Raw genomic sequence first — 9,699 nt, forward strand, 5'->3', positions numbered from 1 at the left:
CCCATATATAAAACTGTTTTGTTTGGGATTGGATACTTTGCCATCCTCATTGCCGTTCAAAAACCTGTCGACGAATATCTGATAGACTATACCCTCCTTAAGCCATTGTGGTACGGTAAAGTCTTTATAAACTGTAATCTGATAAGGCGGAGGCGCCGCATCGTACAGCTTACCCGTACCTCCCATACCGTCCTGTTGGCCACCGTAATAGAGCACCTGCTGCTCCGTATACAGTATAAAATAATAATTTATAAGGCCGGTATATCCATCGTCTATATCTACTATTCCTTCAAATGCATGGCCTTCTGCCCCAGCAGCCTTTGTCATAGGTAAGATTTGCTCTCTGCCGTCGAAAAACCTCAGCGCCAATTCAGCGTTTTTGATACCGCCCGCTTTAATCCTCAATGTCACTGTGCTGCCGCTTTTAACCGCTCCGAAAGGCGTGCGGTAAAACGCGTCATGCGAATCGTGTTTGGCGTAAACCTCTATCATAAAGTTCCTTCTTTATAGATTTTTATATAAATAATTTGACCCCCATATGCCAACGGCATATTCCTCGATGGTCCTGTCGCTGGAAAATATGCCGGAGTGAGCTATATTCACTATGGCCATTTTATTCCATTTAGCGCGGTCTTCGAACATTTCGTCTACCCTTGCCTGCGCTTCCAGATACGGCACAAAATCCTTAAGTACAAAGAACTCATCGTTATAAACAGTTAGGCTATCATATATGGCGCGGAATTTATCTTTATCTTTAGAATATTTGCCGTTTATAAGGTCGTCCAGCACGCGTTTCAACGCCGGAGCAGCTTCTATCACATCGGCCGCCGAATAACCGCCGTTTCGGTAATAATTCAACACCTCTTTGCTGGTCAGGCCAAATATGACTATATTATCGTCGCCCACTTCATCGCGTATTTCTATATTAGCCCCGTCCAGCGTCGCGATTGTAACGGCACCGTTCATCATGAATTTCATATTGCTGGTACCTGATGCCTCTTTGGTGGTAGTGGATATCTGTTCGCTCAGATCAGATGCCGGTATTACAGCCTCAGCCAGCGATACCCTGTAATTCTCCAAAAAAACCACTTTTATAAGATCGTTGACCTTCGGATCATTGTTTACCTTATCAGCTATAGCGTTTATCAGCTCTATAATATTTTTCGCCAAATAATAACCGGGCGCTGCCTTGCCGGCAAATATGAATGTCCTTGGCACTATATTCAGATGCGGATTGTCGATCAGCCTGTTATAGAGGTCCATTATGCGCAGGCAATTGAGCGTTTGCCTTTTATAGGCATGTATGCGCTTTATATGGGAATCGAACATAGATGACGGATCTACAGCTATGTCATTGTGTTCTTTTATATAACGGGCCAACCTCTCTTTATTGGCTTTCTTTATACCCTCTACTTCGGCTTGAACAGCACCGTCATAAGCATATCTTTCAAACCGCGCCAAGTCGATCGGGTGTCTTATCCAACTATCCCCTATAGTTTGCATTAACAGCGATGTAAGGCCCGGATTAGCCTTCATGAGCCATCTGCGATGCGTTATGCCGTTGGTCTTATTGTTGAACTTCTTAGGATCCAGGTAATAAAAATCCGCCATAACCTCTTTTTTAAGTATTTCAGTATGCAGCTTAGCCACGCCGTTTACGCTGTGTGAGCCTATCACCGCCAAGTGAGCCATGCGCACGTAACCGTCTGCTATTATAGCCATCCTAGCTATTTTATCCCATTGCCCTGTATAAAGATTCCACAACTGCCCGCAGAATCTCTCGTTTATCTCGTTTACTATCATATAAATGCGCGGCAACAACTCCTGGAACATGGATACCGGCCATTTTTCCATAGCTTCGGGCATAACGGTGTGGTTGGTAAACGACATGACATCGGTGGTTATACGCCATGCCTCGTCCCATCCCAAACCCTCTTCATCCATCAGTATTCTCATAAGTTCCGGTATGGCAAGGGCCGGATGCGTGTCATTTATATGGACAGCTATACTGTCATCCAATTCCCTTATATTGCCCCCGCAGGCTTTGAACTTCTTTATAATGCTCTGTATGCCAGCCGATACGAAGAAGTACTGCTGCTTTAATCTCAGTTTCCTGCCTTCATAAAATGTATCATCCGGATACAGCACTTGGGAAATAGCCTCTACAGAATTCCTGTAATCCACAGCTTTTGAATATTCGCCCCTGCTGAATGAGGAAAAGTCAAATTCATCCTCAACAGGCTCCGCGCTCCACAGCCTTAGGGTATTTACAGTACCATTTTCATAACCCACCACAGGTATATCATAAGGAACTGCCATAACCGGCTCATAATCCCTCTGATAAAACATAAGGCGTCCGCCCTGGTTTATCATGTCCACATGTCCCCCGAATTTAACTATCTCAGCCTCATCGGGTTTCTTTATTTCCCATACGTTGCCGTTTTTCAACCAATCATCGGGCGCCTCCACCTGTGCCCCGTCGATTATCTTCTGCTCAAAAAATCCATACTTATACCTTATGCCGCAGCCATGGCCGTATATATTCAGCGATGCCATGGAATCCAGAAAGCATGCCGCCAGCCGACCCAATCCTCCATTGCCTAAACCTTGATCTTCTTCCAATTCCTCGAGTTTATCCAGATCTATGCCCAGTTCGGAAAGCGCTTCTTTACACATATCCCTTATACCCAGGTTGAGAAGTGTGGTTCCTAAAAGTCTACCCAATAAGAATTCCATAGAAAAGTAATATACCTGTTTTTGGTGCGAAGATGAACATTTTTTATTGCTAGCCACCCATAATTTTGCTATATAATCCCTTATTAAGCCGGCTAGCGCTTCATATTTATCATAATCCGCCCCTTCTGACAATTCTTTACCGTTTATCTCTATAAATTTCTCTTGGTAATCGCTTTTGAATTTATCTTTATTTATATTTAGTAGCATATGATTACCTCACAAATATACACATTAAGTTATGCTTTTGTACAGCTCCATGTACTCTCCGGCAGAATTTTGCCAGCTATTGTCGCAATTCATCGCCTGTACAATTATATTATACCATATTTCTTCTTCATCATGGTAGTATTTCAGCGCCATGTTTAAAATTTTCGTTAAAGTCAATGGATCATATGACGCGAAGCTGAATCCTGTGCCCTCGCCGGTAAACTCATTATAAGGTTTTACCGTATCTTTGAGGCCACCCGTTTCGTGAACCAGCGGCAGGCTTCCGTAACGCATGGCTATAAGCTGGCTTAATCCGCACGGTTCGAACAAAGAAGGCATAAGGAATATATCCGACGCGGCATATATCCTATGCGCCAATGCATCGTCGAATAATATATTAGCCGATACCTGACCGGGATACATGCGCTCAAGGCTTCTGAAGAACCATTCGGCATTATGCTCGCCGGTACCCAGTACTACCAATTGAATACCTGTCTTAAGCATATCATGAGCAGCCGCCTCTATCAGGCCTACACCTTTTTGCCATGTCAGCCTCGATATGAGGCCGACCATCGGTATATGTTCGCCTATGTTCAAGCCCAGTTGCTTTTGAAGTTTTAATTTATTTTCGCTTCTTGCTTGAACAGTTTTTACATCATAGTTTTTGAATATATATTTATCTGCGGCAGGATCATATATCTCATAGTCTATGCCGTTTATTATGCCATGAAGATGGTCTTTGCGGCTTCTCAAAAGGCCGTCCATGCGTTCGCCGTATTCGGGCGTCTGTATCTCCTCGGCATATGTTTTGCTTACGGTGGTTATCTCGTCGGCAAAGCTTATACCGCCCTTCATAAAACTGACAGCCCCATAGAATTCCAGAGTACCGTTATGATAGAGTTCTTGTCCCAAACCGAAAAGATCCGACAATATATCGGGATCAAAGTTGCCTTGATACGCCAGATTGTGTATGGTAAATACCGTCTTTATATCGCTGTAGAAAGGATCGAAACTATATTCAACCTTGTGTAAAACCGGCACCATAGCGGTTTGCCAATCGTTACAGTGTATAATATCGGCCTTCCAGTTTATTTCCTTGAGCAACATAAGCACCGCCCTGTCAAAAAACGCGAACCGCTCGGCCTCGTCGTAATATCCGTAACACCCATCCCTTAAAAAGTAATACTCGTTGTCGATAAGATAATACATTACGCCGTCGACATCATATTCAAATACTCCGCAGTATTGATTGCGCCAACCTACCGGCACCATAAACCATTTTACAAAATCAAGGCCTTCCTTCGGCAGCTTGATATTCTTGTATTTCGGCATCACCACTCTAACATCCACGCCCATACGCTTGAGGTATTTGGGCAATGCATATGAAACATCGGCAAGGCCTCCCGTTTTTATGAACGGTTCAGCCTCAGACGTCGCAAATAAGACATTCATCGAATTTTCCCCTTTCTATCTTGTACAATAGGTTTATGAATTGTGCAATTTTTTATCAATCCGCTCTAAAAGAACCCTGCCTTTAAATATGCCTAAAAGAAAGAGAATCGTTGCTATAACAGCAATGCCGGCCAACAGCCAGTAATTCCTTTCGACTATATTAGAACCCCAATAGGCTGAAAGCATTATGCTAGGCAGCCTGGCTATAAAGGTTATAACAAAAAAATTACGGAACCGCATAGGCGAAAGGCCAGCGGCATAAGCCAGCACATCCTTCGGCAAACCGGGTATGAGAAATATGAGAAACAATAAGGCCTCGCCTTTAGGCTGATTTATAAAATCATCGAATTTATGAATCCTTTCATACCCTATAATGCTCTCTATAGCTCTGCGCCCCAGCAATCTGGCCAACCCGAAACATATGAGCGAACCTATCGTTATTCCTATAGATGATAAAAGCGTACCCAAAAGCGTCCCATATAAATAGCCTCCTGCTATCTGAACCACTTCTCCAGGCACTATAAATACTATGACCTGCAATACCTGTATTATGATAAACATTATAAATCCCATGCTGCCATAGCCCTGTATCCATAAACGGAATTTATCGGCATCGCGTACCAGTTCGATAAAGGGCTGAGCAAGTAATACCGTAGCAATAATGATGGCAACAACAAGTAAGACAAGCGGCAGTATCTGCCGAAATATATTTTCTCTCATCGTTTAAGCGATTTAACCCTACCTATAAAATTATTTAAGAGTTCGTGCCCTTGGTGTGTCAATATAGCTTCAGGATGAAACTGCACGCCCTCTATGAGATAACGCCTGTGCCTTATTCCCATAATCTCCCCATCTTCTGTAGTAGCCGTAACCTCGAGATCATCCGGTATGCTGCTCGGTTCCAACACCAGCGAATGATAACGGCAAACGCTGAGCGGATTATCAAGGCCTTCATATATAGTCCGTCCATCGTGCCGTACAAAGGATGTTTTGCCATGCACCGGTTGGGCCGCTCTAATAACCCTTGCCCCGAATACCTGCCCTATCGCTTGATGCCCCAGACACACGCCTAATATAGGTATCCGTCCTGCAAAGCGCCTTATGGCATCCATAGTTATGCCGGCCATATCAGGCGTACAAGGCCCGGGCGATATAACCAACATATCGGGTTGCATTTGTTCTATTTCGTCCAATGTTATGGCATCATTTCTGTATACCTTTATATCCTGCCCCAATTCGCCGAAATATTGCACCAGATTATAGGTAAAAGAATCGTAGTTATCGATCATCAACAACATAGCTAATCTAATCTCCTCTCGTCTCGTCTATCATGATTTATTTTAACATTTTTTGCGAATGAGCGCAATAATTTAAAACATATGTTCTATATATAAAAGGAGAGAACGGCTTCTACCGCTCTCTCCTCCCCATCATACGTTGCCTACTGTAAATCCGCCGGACGCGGCTTTAGAAGATGCTTCTTTCTCGAAATGATCCTCTTCAAATTTTTGATTTTGAACCGCATCGAACCTCTGAAGCAGATGCGTTAATTCGGCAATATGCTCCTTTTCCTCATCCCTTATATGAGCAAGGATTTCTTTTATTTCAGGGATATCTATAGAATCGATGTGATATTGATAATTATCTACAGCATCTATTTCACCGGCTATGTCTTCCCTAACCCATATCAAGAACTGCTCCAGACCTTCCGTCTTATATTTGCTGCCGTCGTTAGCAGTAGAACCGTTTCCATATGCCATATCACTGCACCTCCTTGTAAGTTAACGTAACAATGCTATCCGGCCGTTTTATTCTCAGGCCCAGTGTCTCCAATATTCTGAAGCGATGATTCATGTCGGCGGTCTCCACAAATGCCGTTATAATATCCTGACCGATAACAAGATCTATACTTTGTGCATTGGCCGATACGATGAAAGCATCTTCATCTTTCAGTACGGGAGACTGATACAATTTGACCCCAAGCCTCTCTATTCTTTCGGCATCCAGATAAGGCGTATCTTTATATACTTTATTGAGCGCTGCAAATAACGGCGGACTCGTGACCATAACATAAGGGCCGAATTGATAATGGCTCCTTAGAAGCGCAAGCGCCGCCACCACATCATCGTATGCGCTGCCTTTTTGCCAGTCGTTTCTCGCATATGATAATTTCCCACCGATCGTCAATATGCCTTCGGCTCCTTTTTCAGCATCTCCGTAGAATACAAGCCTGTCCTCATCTGCCGCTAACATAGCAGCAGTGCTAAAGGCCTTTCCGATATTCAAAGGCAAGTTGTTCTCTTCAAAATACTGAATTTCTCTCCATCCGTAAACAAAGTCACGGCAAAGCATGTTCAGCTTTACAAACTTTATGTCTGCTCCATCGTTGGCCTCTCCGTTTGGTACCACAAAAGTACCCGCACCAACAGGGCCAAATAAAGGAATGAACTTCCTGCCTACCAACACGGCTTTAGCACCTTCTACTACAGCCTTATCCACGCTATCCCATTGCTCCTTCGTCAGCGGAGCATCATTTCGCAATAAATAATCAGCCATTTTTTTACCTCCTATGTATGATATCTGTATCTACTTAATATTATATATTATATACTAATAATTGTCCATTATAAATTTGAAGGTCTGCGATTTGGAATGTGACCAGGCTGGGTAACTGATTGCATCCTAAATTCCGAATCGCGGTTCGGAGTAAGGCCTTGTATATATATGTTATAATTGATATTATTGCTTTATGAATAAATTCATCCAAATTGGAAGGAGTAAAAATGGAATTAAGCGGCAAAACAGCACTTGTAACTGGCGCCTCGCGCGGCATAGGGCGCCAGATATCCATTGAATTGGCCAAGGCCGGCGCTTCTGTAGCCATAAATTATAAAACCGACCAAGCCGGTGCCATAGAAACTTTACAAGCCGTACGCCAAGCCGACAGATATGGCATAACGATAAAGGCCGATGTAAGCGATTATGAATCGGCGCGGCACATGCTGGACGATATCGTGCAAAAGCTGGGTAAAATCGATATACTGGTCAATAACGCAGGCATATCACATATAGGCCTTTTTATTGATACCGACATAAATCTATGGGATAATATTCTGAATACCAATCTCAAAGGCACTATGAATTGCTGCCACGCTGTCTTAAGGCATATGTTACCCCGCCAAAGCGGCAGCATAATAAACATATCATCTATATGGGGCAATGCAGGAGCAGCATGTGAAGCAGTATATTCAGCCTCCAAAGGCGGCATAAACGCTTTCACGAAGGCGCTGGCAAAAGAACTGGGTACATGCGGCATACGCGTAAACGCCATAGCACCCGGCGTTATAGACACCGGTATGAACAACTGGATGTCTGCCGAGGATAAACAGATAACGCTTGACCAAATACCCATGAAACGCCTCGGGAAGTGCTCGGAAGTAGCCGCTTTAGCCGTCTTCTTGGCCTCCGAACAATCCTCATATATAACGGGTCAGATAATAACAGCAGATGGTGGAATATTGTAGGCGTTTATGTCATAAGATGAACAAAGGTGATATAACTTAAAAGCATAAAGGAATGATAAAATATGAATTCTCAAATAGTACACACCGATGTGCCATATGATTATCAAACCATGGTTTCTGACATGGAAGCGCTTAAATCGGCGTATCCCATTATACAGAGCAACATTATAGGCAGCTCAGTTTTGGGAAAGGAGATTCACGCTCTAAGCATAGGCATAGGGCAAAGACAGGTATATTATAACGGGTGTCATCATGCCAACGAATGGATAACAGCTCCCTTATTGATGCAGTTTGCTGAAAGCTATGCTCAAGCTTATCAAACAGGTACCACTATTCTCGGATGGGATATACGGTATTTATTCAGCCATACGACTATATGGCTGACGCCAATGGTAAATCCCGATGGCGTGGATTTGGTCATACATGGCATCGATACAAGCAATCCTTTTTATGAGCAGGTATTAAGGTGGAACAATTACAGCATGAATTTTAGCAATTGGAAAGCCAACATACGCGGTGTGGATTTGAATCATCAATATAACGCGAATTGGTATGAGCAAAAAAGCCGGGGCCCAGCCCAACCGAGCCCTGCAAACTATTCGGGCTCAGCCCCGGAATCGGAACCCGAATCCAGAGCCGTAGCCGATTTTACACGATATCATAATCCGGATTTAATTATAGCATATCACTCTCAAGGAAGAGTCATATATTGGGGATACAGAGGCTTGGAACCTCCCGAATCACAAACCATAGCAACATACTTCAGCACATTGAGCGGATATACACCCATAAGATACGCCGGCACTGACGCTGGTTATAAGGACTGGTTCATACAGGATTGGCGCCGCCCCGGTTTTACCATAGAAGTAGGCATGGGTATAAACCCACTCCCGGCATCGCAGTTATCGCAAATATACCGTGAGAACCTGGGCATTATGCTACATGGTGCCAGCTTAACATAGGCGCTACATAGTATCTGATTGTAACAGATCAAAAAGACGCTGTATGTCTATAACGTGCTTTCTTTCCTCGGATATAAGGGTGCTAAATGCGGATTTAGCGGCCGGATTCTTGGCATGCACAGCAAGTTCGCTGTAATATAATATAGAATCCTTCTCGGCCTGCAACGCCAGGTCCAATACATCATATATGTCTGTTACCTGTTCCATGACATCGTCTATTTCTCCGGCCGGCGGAAATACGGCTGACATCGATATGGCTTTAAGGTAAGAAGACACTTCCGGATCATATATGTATTCATCGCTGCCCATGGGATTATCAGCCAGGTATTTATCATATATGGCTTGGAAACGTGCGGCATGAGCTTTTTCTTCCCCTGCAAGCCTTTGAAACAAGGCTTTTGTTTCTATATCCGATACCCGTTCAATGGCTTTTGTATAGAACTCATACCCGTTCTCTTCTATCTCCACTGCTATGCGCAATGCTTCCAATTCATTTATTTGATCCAATTCCATTTGACCGCACCTCTCTGTATATAATAATAAAAGCCCACAGACAAAATGCCTATGGGCTCCTTGGTGGAGGGAGATGGATTCGAACCATCGAAGGCTGAGCCAACAGATTTACAGTCTGCCCCCTTTGGCCGCTCGGGAACCCCTCCGCGTCACAAATGTTATTATACAATATCTATTTCTTGCAGTCAATAGCCATAGCACAAAATTATTATAATTTTATGATAATGTCATATTGAAAGTATTTTGATATAATGTCATATATGAGAGAGGAGATATTCAATATGACGCAACGAGAAATGACTCGT

Annotated in this window: 9 protein-coding genes, 1 tRNA gene and 1 pseudogene; 2 read left to right on the forward strand and 9 right to left on the reverse strand. The window is 43.5% G+C overall.

Translation table 11 applies throughout. The features are described 5' to 3' along the window. The 7 genes and pseudogenes from JG770_RS09580 to JG770_RS09610 form a co-directional block, all read right to left on the reverse strand. A pseudogene (locus JG770_RS09580) lies at positions 1-492 on the reverse strand (glycoside hydrolase family 13 protein); the annotation flags it as partial. A gap of 12 nt (positions 493-504) precedes the next feature. Then, positions 505-2,943: a glycogen/starch/alpha-glucan phosphorylase gene (locus JG770_RS09585; RefSeq protein ID WP_291958288.1), complete on the reverse strand. Its 2,439-nt coding sequence runs from the start codon at positions 2,941-2,943 to the stop codon at positions 505-507. A 24-nt stretch (positions 2,944-2,967) separates the two neighbouring features. Continuing rightward, entirely contained in the window at positions 2,968-4,395 is a 1,428-nt protein-coding gene (glgA, locus tag JG770_RS09590; RefSeq protein WP_291958291.1) for a glycogen synthase GlgA, read from the reverse strand. Between the two features lie 33 nt (positions 4,396-4,428). Next, entirely contained in the window at positions 4,429-5,115 is a 687-nt protein-coding gene (locus tag JG770_RS09595) for a VTT domain-containing protein (protein ID WP_291958294.1), read from the reverse strand. After that, a complete protein-coding gene (locus JG770_RS09600; protein ID WP_291958297.1) occupies positions 5,112-5,693 on the reverse strand; it encodes an aminodeoxychorismate/anthranilate synthase component II in 582 nt (193 codons plus the stop codon). The genes JG770_RS09595 and JG770_RS09600 overlap by 4 nt, the downstream gene beginning before the upstream one ends. 132 nt (positions 5,694-5,825) lie before the next feature. Beyond that, positions 5,826-6,155 (reverse strand): demethoxyubiquinone hydroxylase family protein, encoded by a 330-nt coding sequence (locus JG770_RS09605; RefSeq protein ID WP_291958300.1) that lies wholly within the window; start codon positions 6,153-6,155, stop codon positions 5,826-5,828. Position 6,156: 1 nt separating this feature from the next. After that, the gene (locus JG770_RS09610) at positions 6,157-6,951 is read right to left on the reverse strand and encodes a family 1 encapsulin nanocompartment shell protein (protein WP_291958303.1); all 795 of its coding nucleotides are present in this window, start codon (positions 6,949-6,951) and stop codon (positions 6,157-6,159) included. Between the two features lie 227 nt (positions 6,952-7,178). Here JG770_RS09610 and JG770_RS09615 point away from each other — a divergent pair, with 227 nt between their 5' ends. Together JG770_RS09615 and JG770_RS09620 are read left to right on the forward strand one after the other, a co-directional pair. Further along, entirely contained in the window at positions 7,179-7,919 is a 741-nt protein-coding gene (locus JG770_RS09615) for an SDR family oxidoreductase (protein WP_291958306.1), read from the forward strand. Positions 7,920-7,981: 62 nt separating this feature from the next. Beyond that, positions 7,982-8,881 (forward strand): M14 family metallocarboxypeptidase, encoded by a 900-nt coding sequence (locus tag JG770_RS09620; RefSeq protein WP_291958309.1) that lies wholly within the window; start codon positions 7,982-7,984, stop codon positions 8,879-8,881. Between the two features lie 3 nt (positions 8,882-8,884). Here the strand turns inward: JG770_RS09620 and JG770_RS09625 are convergent, their stop codons facing one another. Both JG770_RS09625 and JG770_RS09630 read right to left on the reverse strand, forming a co-directional pair. After that, positions 8,885-9,394, reverse strand: coding sequence for a ferritin family protein (locus JG770_RS09625; protein WP_291958311.1), 510 nt, complete (start codon positions 9,392-9,394; stop codon positions 8,885-8,887). A gap of 61 nt (positions 9,395-9,455) precedes the next feature. Beyond that, a tRNA-Tyr gene (locus JG770_RS09630) sits at positions 9,456-9,540 on the reverse strand. Positions 9,541-9,699: the final 159 nt, after the last annotated feature.

The sequence above is a fragment of the Mahella sp. genome (assembly GCF_020054945.1).
In the GTDB taxonomy this organism is placed as follows: Bacteria; Bacillota; Clostridia; order Mahellales; family Mahellaceae; genus Mahella.

What these genes read in the sequence shown, in the direction of transcription:
- JG770_RS09585 (WP_291958288.1), bottom strand. Translation starts at nt 2,943, where the DNA reads ATGCTACTAAATATAAATAAAGATAAATTCAAAAGCGATTACCAAGAG.
- glgA (WP_291958291.1), bottom strand. Translation starts at nt 4,395, where the DNA reads ATGAATGTCTTATTTGCGACGTCTGAGGCTGAACCGTTCATAAAAACG.
- JG770_RS09595 (WP_291958294.1), bottom strand. Translation starts at nt 5,115, where the DNA reads ATGAGAGAAAATATATTTCGGCAGATACTGCCGCTTGTCTTACTTGTT.
- JG770_RS09600 (WP_291958297.1), bottom strand. Translation starts at nt 5,693, where the DNA reads ATGTTGTTGATGATCGATAACTACGATTCTTTTACCTATAATCTGGTG.
- JG770_RS09605 (WP_291958300.1), bottom strand. Translation starts at nt 6,155, where the DNA reads ATGGCATATGGAAACGGTTCTACTGCTAACGACGGCAGCAAATATAAG.
- JG770_RS09610 (WP_291958303.1), bottom strand. Translation starts at nt 6,951, where the DNA reads ATGGCTGATTATTTATTGCGAAATGATGCTCCGCTGACGAAGGAGCAA.
- JG770_RS09615 (WP_291958306.1), top strand. Translation starts at nt 7,179, where the DNA reads ATGGAATTAAGCGGCAAAACAGCACTTGTAACTGGCGCCTCGCGCGGC.
- JG770_RS09620 (WP_291958309.1), top strand. Translation starts at nt 7,982, where the DNA reads ATGAATTCTCAAATAGTACACACCGATGTGCCATATGATTATCAAACC.
- JG770_RS09625 (WP_291958311.1), bottom strand. Translation starts at nt 9,394, where the DNA reads ATGGAATTGGATCAAATAAATGAATTGGAAGCATTGCGCATAGCAGTG.